The sequence below is a fragment of the Streptomyces sp. NPDC059866 genome (assembly GCF_042731325.1).
Classification (GTDB): domain Bacteria; phylum Actinomycetota; class Actinomycetes; order Streptomycetales; family Streptomycetaceae; genus Streptomyces; species Streptomyces flavusporus.
This window is the reverse complement of record NZ_JBHWJT010000019.1, coordinates 146,467-168,983: the sequence shown is the minus strand read 5'-3', so window position 1 is coordinate 168,983 and position 22,517 is coordinate 146,467. Positions and strand designations below refer to the sequence as shown.

General features: G+C 71.6%; 20 protein-coding genes and 2 pseudogenes. 12 read left to right on the top strand and 10 right to left on the bottom strand.

Annotated elements, in window-relative coordinates:
• Nucleotides 1-7: 7 nt before the first annotated feature.
• From ACFV7R_RS28595 to ACFV7R_RS28575, 5 genes are all read right to left on the bottom strand, one after another.
• Nucleotides 8-1,000, bottom strand: a complete 993-nt coding sequence (locus ACFV7R_RS28595; protein ID WP_385268463.1) for an ABC transporter substrate-binding protein — start codon at nt 998-1,000, stop codon at nt 8-10.
• 68 nt (nt 1,001-1,068) lie between these two features.
• Entirely contained in the window at nt 1,069-1,794 is a 726-nt protein-coding gene (locus tag ACFV7R_RS28590; RefSeq protein ID WP_385268562.1) for an ABC transporter ATP-binding protein, read from the bottom strand.
• Nucleotides 1,795-1,799: 5 nt separating this feature from the next.
• Nucleotides 1,800-2,687 carry an ABC transporter permease gene (locus ACFV7R_RS28585; protein WP_385268461.1) on the bottom strand — a complete coding sequence of 296 codons (888 nt, stop codon included), beginning with the start codon at nt 2,685-2,687 and terminating at the stop codon, nt 1,800-1,802.
• Between the two features lie 50 nt (nt 2,688-2,737).
• On the bottom strand, nt 2,738-3,589 hold the full coding sequence (locus tag ACFV7R_RS28580) for a sulfurtransferase (protein WP_385268459.1): 852 nt from the start codon (nt 3,587-3,589) through the stop codon (nt 2,738-2,740).
• Nucleotides 3,586-4,317, bottom strand: a complete 732-nt coding sequence (locus tag ACFV7R_RS28575; protein WP_385268457.1) for an alpha/beta hydrolase — start codon at nt 4,315-4,317, stop codon at nt 3,586-3,588. The genes ACFV7R_RS28580 and ACFV7R_RS28575 overlap by 4 nt, the downstream gene beginning before the upstream one ends.
• Nucleotides 4,318-4,751: 434 nt before the next feature.
• Between ACFV7R_RS28575 and ACFV7R_RS28570 the strand changes: the two genes are divergently transcribed.
• The 3 genes from ACFV7R_RS28570 (at nt 4,752) to ACFV7R_RS28560 (ending at nt 7,853) form a co-directional block, all read left to right on the top strand.
• Nucleotides 4,752-5,633, top strand: coding sequence for a LysR family transcriptional regulator (locus tag ACFV7R_RS28570; protein ID WP_385268455.1), 882 nt, complete (start codon nt 4,752-4,754; stop codon nt 5,631-5,633).
• Nucleotides 5,634-6,016: 383 nt separating this feature from the next.
• Nucleotides 6,017-6,892 carry a glutathione S-transferase C-terminal domain-containing protein gene (locus ACFV7R_RS28565; RefSeq protein ID WP_385268453.1) on the top strand — a complete coding sequence of 292 codons (876 nt, stop codon included), beginning with the start codon at nt 6,017-6,019 and terminating at the stop codon, nt 6,890-6,892.
• Between the two features lie 97 nt (nt 6,893-6,989).
• Nucleotides 6,990-7,853, top strand: a complete 864-nt coding sequence (locus ACFV7R_RS28560) for a flavin monoamine oxidase family protein (RefSeq protein WP_385268451.1) — start codon at nt 6,990-6,992, stop codon at nt 7,851-7,853.
• A gap of 668 nt (nt 7,854-8,521) precedes the next feature.
• Here ACFV7R_RS28560 and ACFV7R_RS28555 read toward each other — a convergent pair.
• Nucleotides 8,522-9,229 (bottom strand): TetR/AcrR family transcriptional regulator, encoded by a 708-nt coding sequence (locus tag ACFV7R_RS28555; RefSeq protein ID WP_385268449.1) that lies wholly within the window; start codon nt 9,227-9,229, stop codon nt 8,522-8,524.
• 152 nt (nt 9,230-9,381) lie between these two features.
• On the opposite strand from ACFV7R_RS28555, the gene ACFV7R_RS28550 reads away from it, so the two are divergent.
• Nucleotides 9,382-10,905: an APC family permease gene (locus ACFV7R_RS28550; protein WP_385268447.1), complete on the top strand. Its 1,524-nt coding sequence runs from the start codon at nt 9,382-9,384 to the stop codon at nt 10,903-10,905.
• 23 nt (nt 10,906-10,928) lie between these two features.
• Nucleotides 10,929-12,596 carry an amidohydrolase gene (locus ACFV7R_RS28545; protein ID WP_385268445.1) on the top strand — a complete coding sequence of 556 codons (1,668 nt, stop codon included), beginning with the start codon at nt 10,929-10,931 and terminating at the stop codon, nt 12,594-12,596.
• Nucleotides 12,597-12,932: 336 nt separating this feature from the next.
• On the opposite strand, the gene ACFV7R_RS28540 is transcribed toward ACFV7R_RS28545, so the two are convergent.
• Nucleotides 12,933-13,703, bottom strand: a complete 771-nt coding sequence (locus tag ACFV7R_RS28540) for an IclR family transcriptional regulator (RefSeq protein ID WP_385268444.1) — start codon at nt 13,701-13,703, stop codon at nt 12,933-12,935.
• A 9-nt stretch (nt 13,704-13,712) separates the two neighbouring features.
• A complete protein-coding gene (locus ACFV7R_RS28535) occupies nt 13,713-14,156 on the bottom strand; it encodes a MarR family winged helix-turn-helix transcriptional regulator (protein WP_385268442.1) in 444 nt (147 codons plus the stop codon).
• A 222-nt stretch (nt 14,157-14,378) separates the two neighbouring features.
• On the opposite strand from ACFV7R_RS28535, the pseudogene ACFV7R_RS28530 reads away from it, so the two are divergent.
• Nucleotides 14,379-14,576: pseudogene (locus ACFV7R_RS28530) on the top strand (MaoC family dehydratase); the annotation flags it as partial.
• A 31-nt stretch (nt 14,577-14,607) separates the two neighbouring features.
• A pseudogene (locus ACFV7R_RS28525) lies at nt 14,608-14,943 on the top strand (CoA transferase); the annotation flags it as partial.
• Here ACFV7R_RS28525 and ACFV7R_RS28520 read toward each other — a convergent pair.
• Together ACFV7R_RS28520 and ACFV7R_RS28515 are read right to left on the bottom strand one after the other, a co-directional pair.
• On the bottom strand, nt 14,933-16,072 hold the full coding sequence (locus ACFV7R_RS28520; RefSeq protein WP_385268560.1) for an RNA polymerase sigma factor: 1,140 nt from the start codon (nt 16,070-16,072) through the stop codon (nt 14,933-14,935). The pseudogene ACFV7R_RS28525 and the gene ACFV7R_RS28520 overlap by 11 nt on opposite strands.
• An 8-nt stretch (nt 16,073-16,080) precedes the next feature.
• Nucleotides 16,081-16,488 (bottom strand): YciI family protein, encoded by a 408-nt coding sequence (locus ACFV7R_RS28515; RefSeq protein ID WP_385268440.1) that lies wholly within the window; start codon nt 16,486-16,488, stop codon nt 16,081-16,083.
• A 281-nt stretch (nt 16,489-16,769) separates the two neighbouring features.
• Between ACFV7R_RS28515 and ACFV7R_RS28510 the strand changes: the two genes are divergently transcribed.
• The 5 genes from ACFV7R_RS28510 (at nt 16,770) to ACFV7R_RS28490 (ending at nt 22,473) form a co-directional block, all read left to right on the top strand.
• Entirely contained in the window at nt 16,770-17,417 is a 648-nt protein-coding gene (locus tag ACFV7R_RS28510; RefSeq protein ID WP_385268438.1) for a (2Fe-2S)-binding protein, read from the top strand.
• Between the two features lie 7 nt (nt 17,418-17,424).
• Nucleotides 17,425-18,405: an FAD binding domain-containing protein gene (locus ACFV7R_RS28505; RefSeq protein ID WP_385268436.1), complete on the top strand. Its 981-nt coding sequence runs from the start codon at nt 17,425-17,427 to the stop codon at nt 18,403-18,405.
• On the top strand, nt 18,402-20,600 hold the full coding sequence (locus ACFV7R_RS28500; RefSeq protein WP_385268434.1) for a xanthine dehydrogenase family protein molybdopterin-binding subunit: 2,199 nt from the start codon (nt 18,402-18,404) through the stop codon (nt 20,598-20,600). The genes ACFV7R_RS28505 and ACFV7R_RS28500 overlap by 4 nt, the downstream gene beginning before the upstream one ends.
• 171 nt (nt 20,601-20,771) lie before the next feature.
• Nucleotides 20,772-21,965, top strand: coding sequence for an XdhC family protein (locus tag ACFV7R_RS28495; RefSeq protein WP_385268432.1), 1,194 nt, complete (start codon nt 20,772-20,774; stop codon nt 21,963-21,965).
• Between the two features lie 175 nt (nt 21,966-22,140).
• Nucleotides 22,141-22,473 carry a non-heme iron oxygenase ferredoxin subunit gene (locus ACFV7R_RS28490; RefSeq protein WP_385268430.1) on the top strand — a complete coding sequence of 111 codons (333 nt, stop codon included), beginning with the start codon at nt 22,141-22,143 and terminating at the stop codon, nt 22,471-22,473.
• Nucleotides 22,474-22,517 lie beyond the last annotated feature (44 nt).

The window sequence follows — 22,517 nt, the reverse complement described above, 5'->3', positions numbered from 1 at the left end:
GCGGGGCTCACTCCTTGACGAGGCTGGTGTCGACGTGGTCGGCGACGGTCGGGTTCGGGGTGAGGACGCCGATGCCGTGCATGGTGTCGCCGACCTTCTGCACGGCGTCGATGACCTGCGAACTCACCGGCAGCAGCTCACTGTTGGATTGGCTCACCAGCGTCTTCGCGACCTCGGCGGAGGCGCCGTTGTTCTGCTGGATGGCCTTGGCGTAGTCGTCCGGGTGTTCCTGCGACCAGGCCAGAGCCTTGTCCAGGCGGCGGAGGTAGTCGGCGATGGCCGCCTTCTTGTCCTGGTCCGCCAGCGCTTCCTCGGAGGCGCCGATGAAGCCGTAGCCGCTCACGTGCCCGTCGGCGCCGTTGACGAGGAGCCGGCCGCCCTGCTGCTCGGCGACTGCCTTGTAGACCCCGAACGTGGCCCAGGCCTCGATCTTTCCGGAGGTGAAAGCGGCCTGCGCGTCGGTCGGCAGCAGGTACTGCACCTTGACGTCGTCGTAGCTCAGCCCCGCCTGCTGGAGCACGTGTGCGAGCAGGTACTCGGCGATGGATCCCTTGGCCGAGGAGGCCACGACTTTCTTGCCCTTGAGGTCCTTGACGCTCCGCACCGACGAGCCCTGCCGGACCACGATCCCGGTGTGCGTACCGTCGTTGCGCAGCGCGCCTACCGCCTTGACCGGCACACCGCCGGAGAGGGCCTGGAGCGTGGGCAGATCGGCGGCGTACGAGGTGTCCGCGGCGCCCGCCTGCACGGCCTGGAACAGCGGTGCCGCACCCTCGAATTCGGCCCACTTCACCTTGTACGACGTCCCCTTGAGGGCGCCGGAGGCGTTGAGCAAGGTCTGGAGGTTCTTCGCCTGGTCACCGATGGTGAGCGTCACACGCGACGAGCTCCCGTCGGAGGCGGCCTCGCTGTCGCCGCCGCAGGCGGTGGTGGCGAGCAGGGCGGTGAGGGAGAACGTGGCGCCGAGGGCGCGCACCGCGCGGCCGGTCGTGCGTGTCATGAGGTTCCTGTCGTGCGTGCGGTTTCTGCGATGGATGTCGTGCTTGCGGTTTCTGTGATGACGGTCGTTCATGACGTGGCCTCTTGGAGATGTGCCGAGGCGTCCTCGACGCCGAGCCGGTGCAGCAGTTCGCCGCGCAGCCGTACGAAGTCGGGGGAGCCGAGGTCGCGCGGCCGCCCCAGGCCGACGTCGGCCTCGTAGGCGATCCGCCCGCCGTCCATCACCAGGATCCGGTCGGCCAGCAGCAGCGCTTCCTCCACGTCGTGCGTGACCAGCAGGACCGAGCAGCCGTGCCGCCGCCACAGGTCTGCGACCAGGCGCTGCGCCTTGCCACGGGTGAGGGCGTCGAGGGCGCCGAACGGCTCGTCGAGCAGCAGCAGTTCGGGCTCGCGCACCAGGGCGCGGGCCAGCGAGACGCGCTGGGCCTGGCCGCCGGAGAGCGTCTTGGGCCACCGGCCCGCGTACTCCTGGATGCCCACCTCGGCCAGATACCGCTCGGCGAGCGCCCGGTCCGGCGAGCCGGGCAGTCCGAGCACGACGTTGCGCCACACGCGCAGCCAGGGCATCAGCCGCGGCGACTGGAAGGCCACCGAGCGGCGCTGCGGTACGGTCACCTCGCCCTCGGTCTCGCTGTCCAGCCCGGCCAGGATCTTCAACAGCGTCGACTTGCCGCAGCCGCTGTGCCCGAGAAGGGCAACGAATTCGCCCTGGTGAAGGGTGAGATCCAGCCCGTCGATGACGGTCTTGTCGTCGAAGGCGCGGGTCAGTCCGCGGACCTTCACGTGCGCGGTCATCTCCGTCACGCCCCCTCCCCCTCGAACGAGGCCCGCCAGGCCAGCAGCCGCCGCGACAGCAGCCGTACCGCGAAGTCGCACAGCAACCCGAGCACCGCGTACACGGCGAGGCACAGCACGATGACGTCGGTCTGGAAGTACTGCTGGGCGTTGCTCATCAGGTAGCCGATGCCGGCGTCGGCGTTGACCTGCTCGGCGAAGACCAGCGCCAGCCAGGCGGTCGACAGCGCGTACCGCAGCCCCACCAGTGCTCCGGGCAGCGCGGACGGCAGGATCACGTACCGGATCAGATCGAGGCGGCCGAGCCCCGCCATCCGCCCCGCTTCGATGAGTTGGGCGTCGGCGGAGCGGATGCCGCCGTAGATGTTGAAGTACAGCGGGTACGTCACACCGAGCGCGACCAGCGCGATCTTCGGGGTCTCGTCGATGCCGAACCAGACGATGAACAGCGGGATCAGCCCCACCCAGGGGATGGCCCGGAACATGCCCATCGACGCGTCGATCACGTCCTCGCCCAGCCGGAACAGCCCCGCGGTGAGCGACAGCGCGAGGGCGACGGCCGCACCGATGAGGAAGCCGATCGTGGCGCGGCGGCCGGACGCGGCGACGGCCTGCGGCAGTTCACCGGTCTGTGTGAGGTCGACGGCCCGTTGGACGACATCGACGGGGGAGGCGAGGACGGACTCGGGCAGCACACCGGTGGTGCTCGTGAGGAACCACAGCGCCAGCAGTCCGACCGGCCCGGCGGCTCGGCGGACGCTGCGCGGCACGCGGAGGGCTGGGCGTTTGCGCGGCCGGGGACGGGCGGTCGTCTTCGCCGCGGCCGGTGCCGGGGGCGCGGTTGTGCGCGTCGGCGGGGACGTTCCGGAGACGGTTGTGTTCGGGGAGGACATCAGGGCCTCTCGTCGGGAAGGGTGGCGGTGGGGGAGCCTGCGGTCAGGGGTCAGTACGGCAGTTCGCCCAGCACCGCTGGGCGGTTCGGGTCGGCGGACCAGGCCGACCAGGAACCGGGGTACAGCGCGGCGGGGATACCGGCGTGGGCGAGAGCTGCGATCTGGTGGGCGGCCGTGACGCCGGACCCGCAGTACACCCCCACCTCGGTCGCGTCATCGGCACCCAGCGCCGTGAACCGCACGGCGAGCTCCTCCACATCGCGAAAGGTCCCGTCGGGGTTGAGGTTGTCACCGGTCGGGGCGGACAGCGCACCGGGAATGTGCCCGGCACGCGGGTCGACCGGCTCGCTCTCGCCCCGGTACCGCTCGGCGGCCCGGGCGTCCAACAGCACACCGTCACGGGCGACTTCGGCCGCCGCGTCCGCGTCCAGTACCGGCAGCCGTCCCGGGGTGAGCGCGATGTCGCCCGGTTTGGGCGCTTCGGGCTCTCCGGCCTCCGTGGGCAGTCCGGCCGCGCGCCAGGCGCCCAGCGCACCGTTCAGCAGGGTGACGTGTTCGACTCCGGCCCAGCGCAGCAGCCACCAGGCGCGGGCGGCGGCCGTGTTGCCGTTGTCGTCGTACACGACCACCGGGCGGCCCGCGGAGATGCCCCAGCGGCGCGCGGCCGCTTGCAGGTCCGCCGGGTCGGGCAGGGGATGGCGACCGCCTTCCGGCGTGGGCAGGGCGGCGAGTTCGGTGTCGAGGTCGACGTAAACGGCGCCGGGGATGTGCTCCTTGAGGTAGCGCTCGCGTCCGTTCGGGTCGCCGAGCCGCCACCGCACGTCGAGGACGACGGGCCTCGGACCACCGCTGTGCAGCAGGGAGTGCAACTCGGTCACGCCGGTCAGCACCCGGGCGGTCATGCGAGGTCCTCCCGTACGGCGATGGGCGCGAGGTCCGGGAAGAGCCGCAGCCGCTCCAGGAACAGCACGATCGTGGCGGCGGCCGTGCGGTGGGTGAGGTCGTTGAGGGCGTCGTGCCGGGTCCCGGCCAGGCTCACCAGCTCCACGCCGGGCAGAGCACGGTAGGCGCGGGCGGCCTCAGGGAGCGGGCTGACGGAGTCGTCGGCGCCGTGCAGCGCGAGGACGGGGACGGAGATGCCGTCCAGGGCGGGCAGTTCGGCAGGGGCCGGGTCCGTGAGAGCGCCGCGCCGGAACGAGACATCGGAGGTGAGCCTGCCCCGGTGCGTGGGGCAGGCGGTGCGCTGGTCGAGTTCGGCCTCCCAGTCGGTTGCCGCCGCGAGGGCGTGCGGTGCGGTGGGCAGCCCGGCGAGGATCAGCGCGTCCAGGCCCGGTGTGCCACGTGCGGCGAGCGACGCCGCGTACAGGGCGCCGGTGTCGGATCCGACCAGCACCCGGGGGCCCGGCAGCGTTTCGTCGCGCAGCAGCTTGGCGGCCTCATCGGTGACCGTTGTCGGGTCGGGGGAGGGATCCGTCAAGGCCCGGACGCGGTAGCCGTCGGCTGCGAGGCGGCGGCCGAACCGCTCGTACACGCCGCTGTGTTCGCCGCGGCCGGGGAGGACGACCAGGGTGCCGCGCGGGGCGATCCCCTCTGGTTCGTCCCAGGCGTGGACAGGCGGGGGAGAGCTCATGGTGACTCGATTCATCGGAGGGCTCAGGGGATTGAACGGGGCGCACCTGTGCCGTGGGCGGGCGAGAACGGGACGCGCACATGCGTCGAGGGCCCGCGCAGCCGCCAGGCGTGCGGGGATCAGCTGGACGGGGTTCGGCTCAACGGAGCATCGCGAAAGCGTTGATCAGGCGTCGATCAGCAACAGCGCATCGTGACGGCGCGGCCGAGGTCGACCACCCGCCGCTGCGTCAGCCGGGTGCCCGCACCGCAGCACACCGCCGACCCGACGGCCGTCGGCCGGGGTCCGGTGCTGTGGGGGCGCGGCCCGCAGGCCGACGCGTTGGCTGGACGCGGCATGCGCCCAGCATGCAGGAGGCGAAAGCCGTACGTCCAACGACGATTCGCCATCAAAACCGATCACGATCCTTAATCAATCGGTGCTAGCCTGCGCCCATGCGACCGGTCCTGGACATCGTGGCGCTGCGCAGCCTGATCGCCGTCGCCGACTACGGCGGCTTCCACCGCGCCGCCGGCGCGCTCGCGCTCAGCCAGTCCGCGGTCAGCCAGCACGTGCGGCGGCTGGAGAAGACCCTGGGCCGCCCCGTCGTGGAACGCGACGGCCGCAAGACCCGGTTCACGGCCCACGGCGCCCAACTGCTTCAGGAGGCACGGCTGATCGTCGCGGCGCACGACGCGGCCGTACGCAGGCTCCTGAGTGACGACGGCCCGGAAGCCGCCACCGTCGTCATCGGCGCCACCGAGCACGGCGCCGACCAGATCCTCCCGGTGCTCACCGAGGCGGTACGGGAGGTGCGTCCGGGCGCCGAGGTGCGGGTGCGGATCGACCGCTCGGCGCGGCTGACGGACGCGGTCGACCGCGGCGAACTCGACCTCGCCGTCTACGTCACCGAGGCGACCGCCGCGGCGGGCAACCCAGTGGGCGGACTGCCCCTGCGCTGGTACGCCGCCCCCGGCTGGAAGCCGCCCGTCGCCCCTGCCCCGCTGCCGCTGGTCGCGATCAACGAACCGTGCGTCATCCGCCGCCGCGCCCTCACCGCGCTGGCCGCCGACCACACCCCGGCCACCGTCGTCGCCGAGGCCGGGTATCTCGCGGGCGTCCTGGACGCGGCCCGCGCCGGACTGGGCGCCGCGCTGCTCGCCGTGCCCGGTGGTCAGCACCCCGAGGGACTGTCTCCGGTCGAGGGCTTGCCCACCGTTCCTCCGGTACGGCTCAGCGCGCGCCCTCGGCATGGAGCGGATCCCTCTGTGACCGGTGCCGCCGTCGAGGCGGTCCGCGCGCTGCTCGCCGCCCGCGAGGCCGGCCGCGTGGCCTGACCGCCCCGGCGAGCCAGGGGCCCTCTCACGTGGTGAGACGTCCTGGTGTCGGTCTGTACGGCCCTCTTGACGCAGCTTGGACGTAGCCTGACACTCCACTATGGGAATCCTAGTGAATTGGTAGGGAATCATGGGCTGTGCTGCGCTGGACCACGGCGGCGACGCTGTCCGTGTCGCCGTCCGGCCGCTGCCCCTGCTGACGTCCCGCCGCCACATCGATCTCGTGCGTGTGTGCAGTGCGGCAAGTTCCCTGCGCCATGGCGGCCTTGCCCCCGCTGCCTGACCCTCCCGCACAAGTACCGCATCCCGGCCGTGCCGAAGCCGCCGCGTGCCGTCGCCTCCGTATGCCCGTATGCCTGTGACCGAGCAACCCAGGGAGACGCATGTCCGCCACATCCCCGACAGCCGTGCCGTCCTTCCGGAGCAGGATCGGCTGTGACGCGCGCAGCGGCTACCACGCCGCACCGCACCGCTACCGGCTTCACCTGTCGCTGTCCTGTCCGCACAGTCTGCAGATCGCCGTCACACACAGCCTGCTCGGCCTCGACGACACCCTCCCGGTGACGCTGCTGCCCGCCGTACCCGACGCACCCGGCGGCGGACACCGGGCCCTGCGCCCGCTGTACGAGGCCAGTTCACACCAGCACCCCGGTCCGGCCGTGGCGCCGGTCCTCAGCGACAACTGGACCGGGCGGATCGTCAGCATCCACACTCCCGACATCCTGCGGGACCTGGCCCGGCAGTTCGGCGGTCATGGCCCCGACCTCCACCCGCGCGGTGCCGAGCAGGCGATCGAGGCCGTGGGCCGGCTCTGCGAGCAGGGCATCACCTGGGTGGCCCAGCGCGCCGGACAGTCCGGTGGCGACCCGTCGGCATGCGACACCGCGCTGGCCACTCTGCTACGCGCGCTGGACGTGCTGGAGTGGCGGCTCGCCTCCCGGGAGCACGTGCTGGGCGGCGAACTCACCCTCGCCGATGTGCAGTTGTGGGTGACGCTGGTGCAGCTGGACACCGTGCACCGCCACCACCTGGACGCCGCCGCGGTTGACCGGATCACCAACCATCCCCGTCTGTGGGCGTATGCACGACGGCTGGCGGCGCACCCCGCCTTCGGCTCTCACCTCGACCTGGACGGCATCGCCCGCAGGCATCACGCCCACTGCCGGGGCACTGAGGCCGCCGGCGCGGCGGTACAGATCGTGGACTGGGCGGCGTACGCACGGCGGGAGGCATCGGAGCCGGTGCGCCAGTCCGGCTGACCGGGAGGCGGGGCGGACGCGCAGCCTCCGGCGTTTTCATGCGACTGCAATACCGCCTCCGCCATGCGCCCCGCACTGCTGCGTAGCGTCCCGTGACATGACGGACACCGACACCGGCAGCCCCTTCGACGAACACTTCCGGTTCCCCGCGGACTTGGTGGAGGCGCGGCGCAGCGCCACGGGCCGGGTGGCCGTGATCGGCGGCGGCATCTCCGGCCTGGCCTGTGCCTACGAGCTGGTTCGCCGAAGGCTGGAGGTCACGGTCTACGAGAGAGCGGGCCGTCCCGGCGGCCGCATCCGCACGCACCGCTTCTGGGACGGCACCCACGGCGAGCTGGGCGCGATGCGGCTGCCCTCCAACCACCACACCACGCTGCACTACGTCCACCGATTCCGGCTGCCCACACGGACGTTCGTCAACGCCAACCCGGACGTCCACCTGCGCGGACAGCGCGTACGAGCCCGCGACACCCACACCCTGTCCGGCCGGTACGGGCTGACCGGACCGGAGGCCCGTGACCCGCGCCAGTTACTCGAAGAACTGCTGCACCACGTCTGGCACGGGCTGCGGCCCGAGCAGCACAAGGCCATCCTCGCGGGCGAAGTGGACGACCCGGACGTCGAGGCGCTGATGTCCACCTCACTCTGGCAGTACGCCAGCACCAGGCTCACCCCGCAGGCCTGGGACCTCGCGGGCCAGGTGAGCGGCCTGGCCCACTACGAACACGCCTCCCTGCTGGAGGTGCTGGTCGACTACTTCGGGCTCTTCCACGTCGAGCAACTGGAACTGGCCGACGGCATGGACGCTCTGGTCTCCGCCTTCGTACAAGCCCTTGGGGCATGGCGTTCCCGTCCCTGTCGGCGGGGCGCCGTCGCCCCGCGTGCCGTGGTCGGACTCAGGGTCCTGAGGGCTGCGGGCACCGCGCAAGGCGGCTTCTGCCAGGCGGAAGTTGTTCCGTGAAAGGGCTGGTCAGAGTGTCAGTGGTCATCACCGGCGGGGCGACGGAGCGGAAGCCTGCCGGCAGGCTCTTCGTCTGCAGCTGGTGCACGCTTTTCATGGCGCCGACCTGCGGAAATGGTTCTGTTGAGGTCGGTGGCGGGTCAACAGCCCGGAAATCCCGCCGGCTGGGTCGGACTGCCCAGCCGGATGCCTTCCGCTTCCACGGCAGCTGGGCCGGCCATCGCGCCCTGGGTCGAGCGGACCAGACGTGAAGATCACCAGGATCGAGACGATCCCGTTCGCCATCCCTCCTGCTTCGAGTACCGACTGTTCGTCCGGCTGCCGTGGATTCCCGTGGTGGACGTGGCGGATGTCCTGTACCTGAACGACAGCGTGACCAGCCCGCCGCCGGCCTCCTTCGTGCACTGGTGCTACTCCAGGGCGCAGCAACTGGGAGCGACCAAGTGACGCAGCCATGAGGCGATGCCCGCAATCGCCCGAGCCGACCGAAGCGGGCTCTCGGGGCAGGCCTGGGGGGGATCTCCCTCGCCCGCGCTTGCCGGGGCGCTCCACGTCACCCGTCGAAGTCGACACTCTCGCGCCCCGAGCGACCCGGCGTCGTCGGGGGCGGAAGAGTGCCCGGTCGGCGACACAGTGAGGGCGGTGGTCCCCGGCGTGCACGGCGGGCCTCAGCGGCCGCGTACCCGCCCTGCCGGGGCGCGGGCCACCAGTGCCTCGAGGAGGAGGTCCACCGCCTCCTCGAAGGAGCTGTCCGCCATCCCGGGCAACTCGGGGCGTACTGCGGTGAGCGCCGGGTATGCCGCCGGGTCCAAGCCCTGATAGACGTCCCGCCACGCTCGGTGATCGGCCTCGCGCTGCTGTCGGGGGAGCGCCTGGAACGCCGCGTCCGTGGCCGCGTGGCTGAGCACGGTGTCGATGAAGGCCAGGTAGAGCCGTACGGCGGCGGCCGGCTCGAAGCCCGCGGACAGCAGCAGGCCGATCCCCGTCTCCACCGCCTGTATCTCGCTCCTGCGCCGGGTCACCCGATGCGCCGCCATGGCGGCCGCCCGGGGATGGGCGAGATACCCTGCGCGGACCCGCAGGGCCATCTCGCGCAGCGAGGCCACCCAGTCGTCGCCGGGGACGAACCCCGCCATGGCGTCGCCGATGATTCGGTCGGCGATGGCGAGCACCAGGTCGTCGGTGCCGTGGAAGTAGCGGTAGAGAGCGGTCGGGTCGCAGCCCAGTGCCGCGCCGAGCCGGCGCACGCTCAGTGCCTCCGGCCCGTGTTCGCCGATCAGCCGCAGCGCGGTCTCCACGATCAGGTCCTCCGACAGCAGGATCCCGGACCGGGTGGGCCGCCGGCGTCTGCGTTCCTGCGGGACACGAGTGGGCATGGCCACGTTCCTCTCACTGCACGCCGACGAAGCACGCTCAGTGAACGGCCCCCGACTGCCTTACGTCAACAGGGTTGACCCAATGTGGACGTCGGCTGTTCCATCGCATTCCCGCGCGGCTCTTCCCCGTCCTCTTCCCCGAGGAGCCCTTCATGTCGTCCGCACCGCCCCTGTCCTCCCCGCCGAACCCGTCCGCCGGGTCCGGCCCCGCCCTGCGTCGATCCCTCGGTGTCGTCGACGGCATCGCCATCGCCGCGTCCAGCACCGCGGCCACCACCAGCATCGCCATCGGCATGGGCACGATCGCGACCGTCGTGGGCCTTCAGGCCCCGGCGCTGCTGCTCCTGGCGTTCCTGCCGGTGCTCGGCATCGCCACCGCCTACGCCCGTCTGAACCGCTCGGAACCGAACATGGGCAACGGCTACGTGTGGGTCGGCAAGTCCCTCGGCCCCTGGCCCGGCTTCCTGACCGGCTGGGTCACCCTGGTCGGCTCGATCATCTTCTGTGCCTACACCAGCGCGATCATGGGCTCGGTCGTCCTGATCTTCGCCAACAAGGCCGGCCTGCACAGTCTCGCCGGCATCGCCCTCGATCCGACGTCCACCGGTGTCAGCACGGCGGTCGGGCTGGTGATCCTCCTCGCCGTCACCGCCATGGCCGTCACCGGGATGCGGGCAGTCGCCCGGTTCCAGTTCGCGCTGCTGGTCTTCGAGTACGCGGTGCTGCTGGGCTTCTGCGGCTGGGCCCTGGTCACCGGCGACCACGCCTTCTCCTTCTCCTGGTTCAACCCCTTCGAGATCTCCAGCGGCACCACCTTCGCCCAGGGCATGGTCCTCGCGGTGTTCTTCTTCTGGGGCTGGGACGCGGCCTTCAGCGTCACCGAGGAGACGAAGAGCCCGGGCGACGCGGCCCGAGGAGGCCTCATCGCCCTGTTCGCCATGCTCGGCCTGTTCCTCTTCGCCTCGGTCGCCTTCCAGCGGGAGATGAGCCTGGGCGAACTCGTCCAGAACGGCCCCCAGGCGCTCCCGTACCTCGGGGAGAAGCTGGCCGCCGAGCCTTGGGCCACCCTGCCCCTGGTCGCGCTGATGTTCTCCGCGGTCGCCTCCGTGCAGGCCACGCTGATCCCCACGGCGCGTGGACTGCTCGCCATGGGCCGCGACCGCACCATGGGACCGCTGTGGACCCGGATCCACCCCCGATACGGCACGCCCGCCGCCGGCACGGTCGTCGTGATGACCATCGCCGCCGTGATCGCCCTGCTCGCCGTCGCGATTCCCAAGCTGAGCGACATGCTCCTGGCCGCCGTCAACGCCATCGGCCTGATCGTCGCCCTCTACTACGGCCTCACCGCGCTCGGCTGCGCCGTGCGCTTCCGCTCCGCGCTGCGCGAAGGGGCGCGCGAGGCGCTGCTCGCCGTCGGCGTGCCCGCCGCGTCCGGCCTGGTCCTGCTGGGCCTGGGCGGCTACCTCGGGTACTCGTACCTGACCATGAGCGATCACTTCGAACTCAGCCCGGACAACGGCTGGTTCATGTTCTCGCTGCCCGCCGTGATCGTCCTCGTCGGCCTGGGCATGGCCGCCGTGGCCAAGTACGTGAGGCATTCCCCGTACTTCACCACCGGGCGCGGCACCGACGCCGAGTCCCTCACCCTTCCGATGGACCGTACGACGGTCTGACCACCCCCAACGGAGTTCACTCCATGTCGCATCCCCAGGTCACGGGGCCGGCCGATCTCGTCCTCACGGGCGGCCCCGTGCACACCGTCGATCCCGCCCGCAGCCGCGCAACCGCCGTGGCCGTGCGCGGCGGGCGGATCGCCGCCGTCGGCCACGAGGAGGTGCGCGAGCTCATCGGGCCGCGCACCGAAGTCGTCGACCTCGCCGGGAAGTTGCTGCTCCCAGGCTTTCAGGACGCCCACGTCCATCCGCAGGGCGCGGGCATCGAGCTCGGGCTGTGCCATCTCGCCGACACCGTCGACGCGGCCGAGTACCTGCGCAGGATCAAGGCGTACGCCGATCGGCACCCGGACGTCGAGTGGATCACGGGTGGAGGCTGGTCCCTGGAGGCCTTCCCCGGCGGCACCCCCACCGCCGCCGCCCTCGACGCGATCGTCCCGGACCGCCCGGTGTTCCTGCCCAACCGCGACCACCACGGCGCCTGGGTCAACAGCCGGGCGCTGGAGCGTGCGGGCATCGACGCCCGTACGCCCGACCCCGCCGACGGCCGGATCGAGCGCGACGCCGACGGCAACCCGACCGGCATGCTCCAGGAGGGCGCCGTCCACCTCGTGGGAAGGCTGCTGCCGGATCCCACGCCGGAGGAGCAACTCGCCGCCCTGCTCCGGGCCCAGGCCGTGCTGCACTCGTACGGTGTCACCGCCTGGCAGGACGCCATCGTGGGGGCGTACGCCAACATGGCCGACCCGGCGCCCACCTATCAGGCAGCCCTCGACCGGGGCCTGCTCACCGCCCGCGTCGTCGGCGCCCTGTGGTGGGACCGCGAGCGCGGCGCCGAGCAGATCCCCGAACTCGCCGTGCGTCGAGAGGAGTTGGACCAAGGCCGGTTCCGCGCCGGCACCGTGAAGATCATGCAGGACGGCATCGCCGAGAACCACACCGCCGCGATGCTCGATCCGTATCTGACCGGCTGCGGCTGCTCCTCGGACGACAGCGGCATCAGTTTCGTCGAGCCGGGAGAGCTGAGGAAGTACGTCACCGAACTCGACGCGCTCGGCTTCCAGGTCCACTTCCACGCGCTCGGCGACCGCGCGGTGCGCGAGGCGCTGGACGCCGTGGAGTCCGCCCGTACGGCCAACGGATGGCGCGACACACGGCACCACTTGGCGCATCTCCAGGTCGTCCACCCGTACGACATCCCCCGGTTCCGCGCCCTGGGCGCGAGTGCCAACCTGCAGATGCTGTGGGCCGCCCACGAACCGCAGATGGACGAGCTGACCCTGCCCTTCCTCGGTGCGGCACGCGGCGCACGGCAGTACCCCTTCGGTGATCTGCTGCGCGCGGGCGCGACGTTGGCCGCCGGCAGCGACTGGCCGGTCAGCAGCCCCGACCCGCTCCAGGCCATCCACGTCGCCGTCAACCGGATCTCCCCCCACGCGCCCGAGGGCACCCCGGCCTTCCTCCCGGAGCAGCGCCTCGACCTGGGCACCGCCATCGCCGCGTACACGGCGGGCAGCGCCTTCGTGAACCACCTCGACGGCACCACCGGCAGCATCACCGTCGGCAAGGCGGCCGACCTCGTCGTCCTCGATCGCGACCCGTTCGCGGGCCCGCCCGAAGAGATCGCCGCCACCCGCGTCCTGCAGACCTTCGTCGAAGGACAACGCGTCCACGCGGCCACCGACGCCTGATGCCGGTCCACCGGAGCAGGCGCGCGACCAACACGCGATGCCGTTCGGCGGGTTCACGTACGGCAGCATGGGCCGCGAGGCCGTAGCCGGTCGACGGTGCCGCCGGCGCGGGCCACGTGGCAGGCGATGGCCGCGGTGATCCGGTAACACCTGGAACGCGTGCCGGCCTGTGGTTCGACAAGCAGCGATCCACTGGCCGGCGCGCGGACTCGGTACAGCGGCGAGGGCTGAACGTCTTGGTCGGGCCAGGTTCAGCTGTTGCGGTCGGCCCCATGCACCGCTCGGCCCCGCAGAAGCGGGACTCGTGCAGGCTGCCCGTGTCGGCAACCGCTTCCGTCAGACGGAAGCCCTTTCGGGCTCCGGCCGTGGCTGCCAGCCCAGCGCGCGGGAGATACCGCGCGCCGCCAGCCGTACGGCCGGGGCCAGTGCGGGGATCTGCGCGTCCCGGACGGGCACGACGACGGAGACGGCCGCGACGACCGCCGCGCCCGCACCCCGCACGGGCGCGGCCACGGACAGGGCGTCGTCGGTGACCTGACGGCTGCTCACGGCGCAGCCGGAACGGCGCACTTCGGCGAGCGCGCGGCGCAGCCGGCCCGGGTCGGTGATGGTGTGCTCGGTGTACGCGGTGAGCGGCTCGGCGCAGTACGCGGCCTGGAACTCCGGTTCGGTGTGGGCGAGCAGGGCGAGGCCGACCCCGGTGGCGTGCAGCGGCCAGCGGGCGCCCACCTGGATGCGGACGCCGATCGCCGTGCGGGCGGAGATCCACTCGATGTAGACGACCTCCGAGCCGTCGCGCACGGCCAACGCGACGTTCTCATGGGCGGCTTCGTACAGGTCCTCCAGAAAGGGCAGCGCGACCTGGCGCAGGGCGAGACCGCGGGGTGCGAGCGCCGACACCTCCCACAGCCGCAGCCCTATGTGGTAGACGCCGGACGGATCACGCTCCAGCGCACCCCACGCCGTCAGCGCTCCGACCAGCCGGTGCGCGGTGGTGAGGGACAGCCCCGCCCGGCGGCTGATGTCCGTCAGGGAAAGCGCAGGGTGATCGTGGTCGAAGGTGCCGAGCACCGCCAGAAGCCGGTCGGGTGCCGAACGCGGGGTCATCGTGCCGCGTCACCCCTCCGTGAAGCCCCGGGACAGCCCCGGCTCCGCGATGCGCAGCAACAGGTCGTGCAGCGTCTCCCGCTCGGCCGGGTCCAGCGGCCGGAGGAGATCGTTCGTCACACGCTGTCCGGCCTCGTCGGTGTCACGCAGGAATGACCGGCCCTTCTCGGTGAGCACCACGATGCGGCTGCGACGGTCGTCCGGGGAGGGGCGGCGCTCCACGAAATCGGCGCGTTCCAGGTCGTCGACGAGACCGACGATCGCGCTGGGGTCGTAGCCGAGGCGGGTGCTCAGCTCACGCTGGAGCGCGCCCCCGCTCGTGGCGAGGAAGCGCAGCAGCGCGTAGTGGCGCAGCCGCAGGCCCGACTCCTGGAGGAAGCCGTTGAAGAGCTGCCCGGAGCGCAGGCCGAGCCGGTACAGCAGATAGCCGGTGTCCGCGTGCAGTCCGCGCATCCAGGGCTCGTTCGCATCGATCGGGGCGGTGTTCGTGGCGTGCTGCTGGCGGGCGATGGCGGGCTCCCTGGTCGAGGCCCCGGGCGGGGCGGTTGCGTGTGCTGGTCCCAGTCTGACGCACCCGAAGGACAGCAACAACTATTGACCTCAACAATTATTGCTCTTAGCTTTGATCTCGTAGCCGCACTTCCCTGCGAACGTCGTCGCCGCACCCTCTTGTGACGCGTCAACTACGGTCTGAACAAGGTCCGTTTCCCCGCACCGGTGCCTGCCGGTTCGCGTATCCGCCTGGTCGCACGGCTCGCCGAGGTCGACGACGTCCCCGGCGGCGCGCAGATCACCGTCGACGGCACGATCGAGATCGAGGGCGGCGCGAAGCCGGCGTGCGTGCTGCAGAGCGTGACGCGGTTCTACGCATGAGCCGGGGCGGCGCGTTGAGCCGGGGCGGGTAATACCGGCAGGGCACACCCGCTCCCGGAGGCCGCCGTATGACCGATCACCCGCAGACCCACCGCTGTCCGGTATCACCGTCGTCAGCGTCGAGCAGGCGGTGGCCGCCCCGTTCGCCCGCCGGTACGACACCACCGTGCACGGCGAGTCCAGCTGTTTCGTGTGGCGCAACCGCTCCAAGGAGTCCCTGTCCCTCGACCTGAAGTCGGACCGGGGGAGGCGGGTGCTGGACCAACTCCTCGGCGGGGCGGACGTTTTCGTGCAGAATCTCGCGCCCGGCGCGGAGGCCCTCGCCGAGCGCTTCCCGTCCCTGGTTCCCTGCTCCATCACCGGCTGGTGTTGAGCCGGGCGGCCTGGCGCGTCAGGTGGTCACGCTCGGCGAGGTTGGGTGCCTTCCGGGCCGCCTCGGCGTACAGCCGTGCCGCTGTCGCCAGGTCGCCGTCGCGCTCGTGGAGGTATGCCGCCACCGCGGTGTGGCGGGGCAGGGAGTCGTCCAGCGCCGCGAGTGCCGCCAGGCCGGCGCGCGGTCCGTCGGCCTCGCCGACGGCCACCGCGCGGTTGAGCCGGACGACCGGGCTGTCGGTCAGGCGCGCGAGCTCGTCGTACCACTCGACGATCTGCACCCAGTCGGTCTCCTCGGCGGTGGGCGCGTCGGCGTGGAGGGCTGCGATGGCGGCCTGGGCCTGGTACTCGCCGAGCCGGTCGCGGGCGAGGGCCGACTGCAGGATCCGTACGCCCTCCGCGATCGACGCGGTGTCCCACCGGCGGCGGTCCTGTTCGGCGAGCGGGACCAGGCTGCCGTCGGGCGCGGTGCGGGCGGCGCGCCGGGCGTGGTGGAGCAGCATGAGGGCGAGCAGCCCCGCCACCTCGGGGTGGTCGGTCGAGACCGCGAGCTGCCGGGTGAGGCGGATCGCCTCGGCGGCGAGGTCGACGTCGCCGGAGTAGCCCTCGTTGAAGACCAGGTAGAGGACGCGCAGCACGGTGGCGACGTCGCCGGGCCGGTCGAAGCGCACACCGGAGACGGTGCGTTTGGCGCGGCTGATGCGCTGGGCCATGGTCGCCTCGGGCACCAGGTAGGCCCGGGCGATCTGGCGCGTGGTGAGCCCGCCGACGGCGCGCAGCGTGAGCGCGACCGCCGACGACGGCGTCAGGGACGGATGGGCGCACAGGAAGTACAGCTGGAGTGTGTCGTCCACCGAGGGCGCCGGCCCGGGCGACGGCTCCTCGTCGAGGCGGTCCTCACGCCGGCGGCGGGCGGCGTCCGAGCGGGCCTGGTCGAGGAACTTGCGCCAGGCCACGGTGACCAGCCAGCCCTTCGCGTCCCGCGGCGGGTCGGCCGGCCAGACGCGGAGCGCCTCCACCAGCGCGTCCTGGACGGCGTCCTCGGCCGCCGCGAAGTCTGCTCCGCGGCGGACGAGGACGGCGAGAACGCTCGGCGTGAGGCTCCGGAGCAGGGCCTCGTCCATCGATGAGGTCACTCCGTGATGGTGGACGTCACGCCGTAGAACGGGCGCACCTCCAGCCACTCGTGGATCGGCTTCCCGCCCGCCCCGGGGGCGGCCGACAGTTCCCCGGCCAGCTCGACGGCGCGCTCGTAGCTGTCGACGTCGATCACCATCCAGCCGGCGATGAGGTCCTTGGTCTCGGCGAACGGGCCGTCGGTGACCGGCGGGCGCCCCTCACCGTCGTACCGGACCCACATCCCCTCGGGGGCGAGCGCCTGACCGTCGACGAACTCGCCGGTCTTCTCCAGCCGGGCCGCGAAGTCGTTCATGTACTGCACGTGCGCCGAGATCTCCTCCGGCGTCCACTGGTCCATGGGCACGTCGTTGACCGCGGCCGGGGCGCCTCGGTAGTGCTTGAGCAGCAAGTACTTGGCCATCGTGATCTCTCCTCGGTGCTGGTGCGACCCATTGTGGTCGCCTTCACCTCGGGGACGGAGCCGGTCACGGGTTCTCGACATCGCCGGCCTCACTCGTGGGTGAGAAAACCAAGAGGGGGACAAAACTCTCCCTGCCACAGGCATCAGCTGTGATGCCAGACTCCCCACATGGACGGCCGCGGTGGTGAAGCGGCGGTCGCCCACATCTGCGGCGACGACGATCCCGCCTCCTGCCGTGCCGCTCTGTACGGCCGATCCGTCCGTGATGCGAAGGCATATCCATGTCCACTGATCTCCCTGAATCTGCCGTTCCACCCCCCACCGACTCCAGCGAGCCCTCCGCGGCGCCGACTCGGCGCACCTTCATCGCCACCAGTACTGCGGTCGGCGGTGTTGTCCTTGCCGGCGGCGTGATCGGGGGCACGCTCCTCGGCCCGGAGGAAGCCGGCGCCGCAGCGGCGACACCTTCCAGCCGGGTCGCACTGACGGTCAACGGCACCCGACGGACCGTGACGGTGGACAACCGCACGTCGCTGCTGGATCTGCTGCGTGAGCACTTCGGCCTGACCGGCTCGAAGAAGGGCTGCAACGCGGGGGCCTGCGGCGCGTGCACCGTGCTGGTCGACGGTCGTCGGGTGAACTCCTGTCTGACGCTCGCCGTGCGCCTGGAGGGCGCGGAGGTCACCACGATCGAGGGCCTGGCCGACGGCGACCGGCTGCATCCGCTGCAGCAGGCGTTCATCGACGAGGACGCCTTCCAGTGCGGGTACTGCACGCCGGGCCAGATCCTGTCCGGGGTCGGCTGCATCCAGGAGGGCCGCACCGGATCACCGGAGGAGATCCGGGAGTCGATGAGCGGCAACATCTGCCGCTGCGGCTGCTACGTCAAGATCGTGCGCGCGGTCGAGCAGACCGCGGGCCGGAAGTGAGGGTTTGATGTACCCCTTCGCCTTCACCAAAGCGTCCGACACCCGCGAGGCCCTCGACGCCGGCCGCCGGGGCGGCCGTTACATCGCCGGCGGCACCACCCTGGTCGACCTGATGCGAGAGACCGTCGAGCGGCCCGAGACCCTGGTCGACATCACCGGGCTGCCGTTGCGTGAGGTCACCGCCACCGAGGGCGGGGGCCTGCGCATCGGCGCGCTGGTGACTATGTCCCAGGCCGCCGCCGACCGCAAGGTGCGCAGCCTGTACCCGGTGATCTCCGAGGCGCTGGAGCTGAGCGCCTCGGCCCAGCTGCGGAACATGGCCACCATCGGCGGGAACATCATGCAGCGCACCCGCTGCACGTACTTCCGCGATGTGACCGCCGACTGCAACAAGCGCGACCCCGGCTCGGGTTGTGCCGCGCGGGAGGGTTTCAACCGTACGCACGCGATCCTCGGCACCTCCGAGTCCTGCGTGGCCACCCACCCCTCCGACGTGGCCGTGGCGTTCGCGGCGCTGGAGGCGGCCGTGCACCTGCTGGGGCCGGACGGGGAGCGGCGTGTCCCCTTCGCGGACTTCCTGCTGCGGCCGGGCAACACTCCGGATCGTGAACAGGCCGTCCGGCAGGGCGAGTTGATCACGGCGGTGGAGATCCCCGCTCTTCCGCGTCCGCTGCGGTCGGGCTATCTGAAGGTGCGTGACCGGCAGTCCTATGAGTTCGCCCTGACCTCGGCGGCCGTCGCGCTGCACGTCCGCGGCGGAGTGATCCGTGAGGCGAAGGTCGCCGCCGGCGGTGTGGGCACGGTGCCGTGGAAGCTGCCGGCGGTCGAGCGACACCTCGTCGGCGAGCGTCCCTCGGAGTCCCTGTGGGAGGCCGCCGCGGCGCGAGCCGCGGAAGGCGCCCGCCCTCTTCGGCACAACCGGTTCAAGGCCGAGCTGCTCCAGCGGACCGTCGAACGTCAGCTGCGCATCGTAGGAGGTACGAAGTGAGCCCCCAGCCGCAGGCAGCCGTGGGTGCGCCGCTGTCCCGGGTGGACGGCCGGCTGAAGGTCACCGGCAAGGCGCTGTACGCCGCCGAACACGATGTCGACGGGACGGTGCACGCCGCGATCGTCGACGCGACCATCGGACGCGGCCGTATCAGGTCCATCGACACTCGCGCCGCCGAAGCCCACCGGGGTGTGCTGCGGGTGATCAGTCACCGCAATGCGCCGAGGCTGCCGTACCGCGACAACCCCGGCTCGAACAACCCGCCCGGCGGCCGGCGGCTCCGCGTGTTCCAGGACGACCGGGTGCTCTTCCACGGTCAGCCGGTCGCTGTCGTGGTGGCCGCCACCCTGGAGGCCGCGCAGCACGGCGCAAGCCTGGTCGAGGTCCGCTACGACGCCGAACAGCCCTCGACCGACATGGGCGAGGCCACGCCGGACGAGCCGACGAACTACGCGCGCGGCGACGCCGAGGCGGGCCTGCGCTCCGCGGCCGTACGGATGGACCTGACGTACCGACTGGCGCGCAACCACCACAATCCGATGGAGCCGCACGCCACCATCGCACGCTGGGACGGCAACAAGCTGACCGTGTGGGACAAGACGCAGTGGGTGGTCGGCACGCAGACCGAACTCTCCATGGTCTTCGACCTGCCCATGGACTCCGTGCGTGTCATCTCGCCGTTCGTCGGCGGGGGCTTCGGCAGCGGGCTGCGCTGCTGGCCGCACACGGTTGCCGCCGCGGTGGCCGCCCGCGAGACGGGCCGCCCGGTCAAGCTGGTGCTGAGCCGCAGGCAGATGTACTTCGGTACCGGCTTCCGGCCGTCCTACGAGTACCGTCTGCGGCTGGGCAGCGACCGGCGCGGCCGGCTGACCGCCGCGGTCCATGAGATGGACGCCGAGACCTCCTCGTACGAGACGTTCACCGAGGCCACCGGGGCGCCGGGGCAGATGCTCTACAGCATGCCGCACGTGAGCCAGGCGTACCGGACGGTGCCCCTGGACGTGAACACTCCGATCTGGATGCGCGGGCCCGGCTTCGCCACGGGATCGTTCGTCATCGAGTCGGCCATGGACGAACTCGCGCACAGGCTCGGCGTCGACCCGATCGAGCTGCGCCGGCGCAACGAACCGTCCGAGGACGAGTCCAACGGCCTGCCGTTCTCCACCCGACGGCTGCGGGAGTGCTACACGGTCGGCGCCCGGGAGTTCGGCTGGCACCGTCGCTCGTCCCGGCCGCGTTCCCGGCGCGAGGGGGACTGGCTGATCGGGATGGGCATGGCCGCGGGTGTCTACCACTCGGGGAACATGGAGGCCCAGTCCCGGGTGCGGCTGGACGCCGACGGCACCGCGCTGGTCGAGGCCGCGGCCAGCGACATGGGACCGGGCACCTACACCTCCCAGACCCAGGTGGCCGCCGACGCGCTCGGGCTGACCATGCGCACGGTCACCTTCCGGCTCGGCGACTCGCTCTACCCGCCGACCCCGCCGCACGGCGGCTCGATGACCATGGCCAGCGTCGGCTCCGCCGTCCTCGACGGCTGCAACAAGGTACGGCAGCAGGCGATCCAGCTGGCGGTCGAGGACCGGGAGTCACCGCTGTACGGGGTGGCCGCCGACGATGTCGTCGTCCGCAACGGCCGGTTGCAGGTGAAGAGCAACCCGGCGCGCGGTGAGACGTACCGCAGCCTGCTGGCCCGCAACAACCGCTCCCACCTCGAAGCACGCGGCTCCTACACCGGCCCGTCCGGTACCGAGCGGCACTCCGTCCACGCCTACAACGCCACCTTCGCCGAAGTCGCCGTCGATGCGGCACTCGGGCTGGTGCGGGTCCGGCGGATGCTCGGCGTGTACGACGCGGGCCGCATCATCAGCCCCAAGCTCGCCGAGAGCCAGGCGATCGGCGGCATGGTGGGCGGCATCGGCCAGGCGCTGCTGGAGCACACGGTCACCGACCACCGCGACGGCCGGATCGTGAACGCCAACCTGGCCGACTACCTCGTCCCCGTCAACGCCGACGTCCCCGACGTCAAGGCGATCTACCTGGACGGCGAGGACCCTGAGGCCGACCCGCTCGGCGTCAAGGGACTCGGCGAGGTCGTCCTCGTGGGCGTGGCCCCCGCGATCGCCAACGCGGTCTTCAACGCCACCGGCCGACGGGTCCGCGAACTGCCCATCACGGCAGAGGCGTTGATCTGAGAAGAGCGCCCCGGGCCGCCAAGAAGCGGCTCCGGCCCGGGGCGCTCCTTCCTCGTCCGGCGATCGGTCCCCCCGTCCGGCTGCCGGACTCTCCAGGGCCGCCGCCGACCCGCTCCCCGTCGGGTGCGGCGGCGGCCCGCCCACGTCATCCCTTCCACGAAGGACCCGTTCATGCTGAACATCGCGGACACACTGCACCGTTGGTGCCGCGAAGCCCGCCCCTTCGCCCTGGCCACCGTCGTCGACGTCCGCGGCAGCGCACCCCTGCCGGTGGGTACCTCGGTCGCGGTCGACGAAGACGGCGACGCGGTCGGCAGCATCTCCGGCGGCTGCGTCGAGGGCGCGGTCTACGAGCTGTGCCGGCAGGTGCTCCGCGACCGTGCCGCCCCGCAGCGCGCCTGGTTCGGATACTCGGACGACGACGCCTTCGCCGTCGGCCTGACCTGCGGCGGCGAACTCGACGTACTCGTCCGACGCATCGACCCCACAACCGAGCCGCAGATCGGCGCCGCCCTGGAGGACATGGTCCAGGGCAAGCCCACGGCCGTGGCCCAGGTGGTCGACGGTCCCGACGATCTCCTCGGTGTCACCCTGAGCGTCCTCGGCGACGGCGTCGCCTCCCACGGCACTTTGGACGGCGCCGAGACGGACCGCGCGGTGGCCGCACAGGCGGTCGCCCAGCTGCGCGCCGGACGTACCGCCCGCATCGAGCTGGGCGGAGACGCCGACAGCTGCCCGGAGCGGCTGTCCGTCCTGTTCCACGTCCACGCTTCCCGTCCGCGCATGCTGATCTTCGGCGCCGTGGATTTCGCGGCGTCCCTCAGCCAGGCCGGAAAGTTCCTCGGCTACGACGTCACCGTGTGCGACGCCCGCCCGGTCTTCGCCACGCGAGCCCGCTTCCCGCACGCGGACGAGGTGGTCGTCGACTGGCCCCACCGCTACCTGGAACGCACCACCGTGGACGCCCGTACCACCGTCTGCGTCCTCACCCACGACGCCAAGTTCGACATTCCCCTGCTGCGCCTCGCGCTCGAGCTGCCTGTCGGCTACATCGGTGCCATGGGATCGCGGCGCACCCACGAGGAGCGTCTGCGGTGCCTGCGGGAACAAGGAGTGGCAGAAAGGCAGTTGGACCGCCTGCGCTCCCCGATCGGTCTCGACCTCGGCGCTCGTACACCCGAGGAGACGGCCATCTCCATCACGGCCGAGATCATCGCGTCCGCCCACCACGGAAGCGGCCTGCCCCTCTCACAGGGCGCGGGTCCGATCCACCGGCCGACACCCACGCCGATCCGTTCGGCGACCGGTCGCACACCGGTTTCGGCCGGCGAGAGGCCCGGACTCGAGGAATCCGCAGCGTCTTAGGTCCATGTGCCGAGGCCGGTTCGGGCTGGGGGCGGGTTTCAGTCCCGGGGTGCGTCGCTAGCGTTGGCGGTCAGCCACGATCACACGCGCGTAGCTCCCGGCCTGCCCGCGCGGCCTGCCCGATGCACCCCTGGAGCGGATGCCCCTCGTGTCGTGGATGTACCGGAGGAGAGCAATGCCCAGCAGCGGCTACACGTACCTGTGCAAGTTCGACGTGTTGGAGGAGGGCGTCCCCCGACGGTTCGAGGTGGAGGGCGTTCCGGTCTCCCTCGTCCTGGCCGAGCAAGAGGTGTTCGCCATCCACGACATGTGCTCGCACAGTGCCGTCTCGCTCTCCGAGGGTGAGGTGGACGGGTGCACGGTCGAGTGCTGGCTGCACGCCTCCCGGTTCGACCTGCGCACCGGACACCCCCTCGACCCGCCGGCGACACGTCCCGTCCCTGTGTACCCGGTGCAGATCGAGGACGGATGCGTGTACGCACGCGTCGTACCGCGGGGTGAACGGTGAGGCAGGCGCCGGACGAGGCCGCCGCGGAGCGGGCCGACGCCGCC

What these genes read in the sequence shown, in the direction of transcription:
- ACFV7R_RS28595 (WP_385268463.1), bottom strand. Translation starts at nt 1,000, where the DNA reads ATGACACGCACGACCGGCCGCGCGGTGCGCGCCCTCGGCGCCACGTTC.
- ACFV7R_RS28590 (WP_385268562.1), bottom strand. Translation starts at nt 1,794, where the DNA reads ATGACCGCGCACGTGAAGGTCCGCGGACTGACCCGCGCCTTCGACGAC.
- ACFV7R_RS28585 (WP_385268461.1), bottom strand. Translation starts at nt 2,687, where the DNA reads ATGTCCTCCCCGAACACAACCGTCTCCGGAACGTCCCCGCCGACGCGC.
- ACFV7R_RS28580 (WP_385268459.1), bottom strand. Translation starts at nt 3,589, where the DNA reads ATGACCGCCCGGGTGCTGACCGGCGTGACCGAGTTGCACTCCCTGCTG.
- ACFV7R_RS28575 (WP_385268457.1), bottom strand. Translation starts at nt 4,317, where the DNA reads ATGAGCTCTCCCCCGCCTGTCCACGCCTGGGACGAACCAGAGGGGATC.
- ACFV7R_RS28570 (WP_385268455.1), top strand. Translation starts at nt 4,752, where the DNA reads ATGCGACCGGTCCTGGACATCGTGGCGCTGCGCAGCCTGATCGCCGTC.
- ACFV7R_RS28565 (WP_385268453.1), top strand. Translation starts at nt 6,017, where the DNA reads ATGTCCGCCACATCCCCGACAGCCGTGCCGTCCTTCCGGAGCAGGATC.
- ACFV7R_RS28560 (WP_385268451.1), top strand. Translation starts at nt 6,990, where the DNA reads ATGACGGACACCGACACCGGCAGCCCCTTCGACGAACACTTCCGGTTC.
- ACFV7R_RS28555 (WP_385268449.1), bottom strand. Translation starts at nt 9,229, where the DNA reads ATGCCCACTCGTGTCCCGCAGGAACGCAGACGCCGGCGGCCCACCCGG.
- ACFV7R_RS28550 (WP_385268447.1), top strand. Translation starts at nt 9,382, where the DNA reads ATGTCGTCCGCACCGCCCCTGTCCTCCCCGCCGAACCCGTCCGCCGGG.
- ACFV7R_RS28545 (WP_385268445.1), top strand. Translation starts at nt 10,929, where the DNA reads ATGTCGCATCCCCAGGTCACGGGGCCGGCCGATCTCGTCCTCACGGGC.
- ACFV7R_RS28540 (WP_385268444.1), bottom strand. Translation starts at nt 13,703, where the DNA reads ATGACCCCGCGTTCGGCACCCGACCGGCTTCTGGCGGTGCTCGGCACC.
- ACFV7R_RS28535 (WP_385268442.1), bottom strand. Translation starts at nt 14,156, where the DNA reads ATGCGCGGACTGCACGCGGACACCGGCTATCTGCTGTACCGGCTCGGC.
- ACFV7R_RS28520 (WP_385268560.1), bottom strand. Translation starts at nt 16,072, where the DNA reads ATGGACGAGGCCCTGCTCCGGAGCCTCACGCCGAGCGTTCTCGCCGTC.
- ACFV7R_RS28515 (WP_385268440.1), bottom strand. Translation starts at nt 16,488, where the DNA reads ATGGCCAAGTACTTGCTGCTCAAGCACTACCGAGGCGCCCCGGCCGCG.
- ACFV7R_RS28510 (WP_385268438.1), top strand. Translation starts at nt 16,770, where the DNA reads ATGTCCACTGATCTCCCTGAATCTGCCGTTCCACCCCCCACCGACTCC.
- ACFV7R_RS28505 (WP_385268436.1), top strand. Translation starts at nt 17,425, where the DNA reads ATGTACCCCTTCGCCTTCACCAAAGCGTCCGACACCCGCGAGGCCCTC.
- ACFV7R_RS28495 (WP_385268432.1), top strand. Translation starts at nt 20,772, where the DNA reads ATGCTGAACATCGCGGACACACTGCACCGTTGGTGCCGCGAAGCCCGC.
- ACFV7R_RS28490 (WP_385268430.1), top strand. Translation starts at nt 22,141, where the DNA reads ATGCCCAGCAGCGGCTACACGTACCTGTGCAAGTTCGACGTGTTGGAG.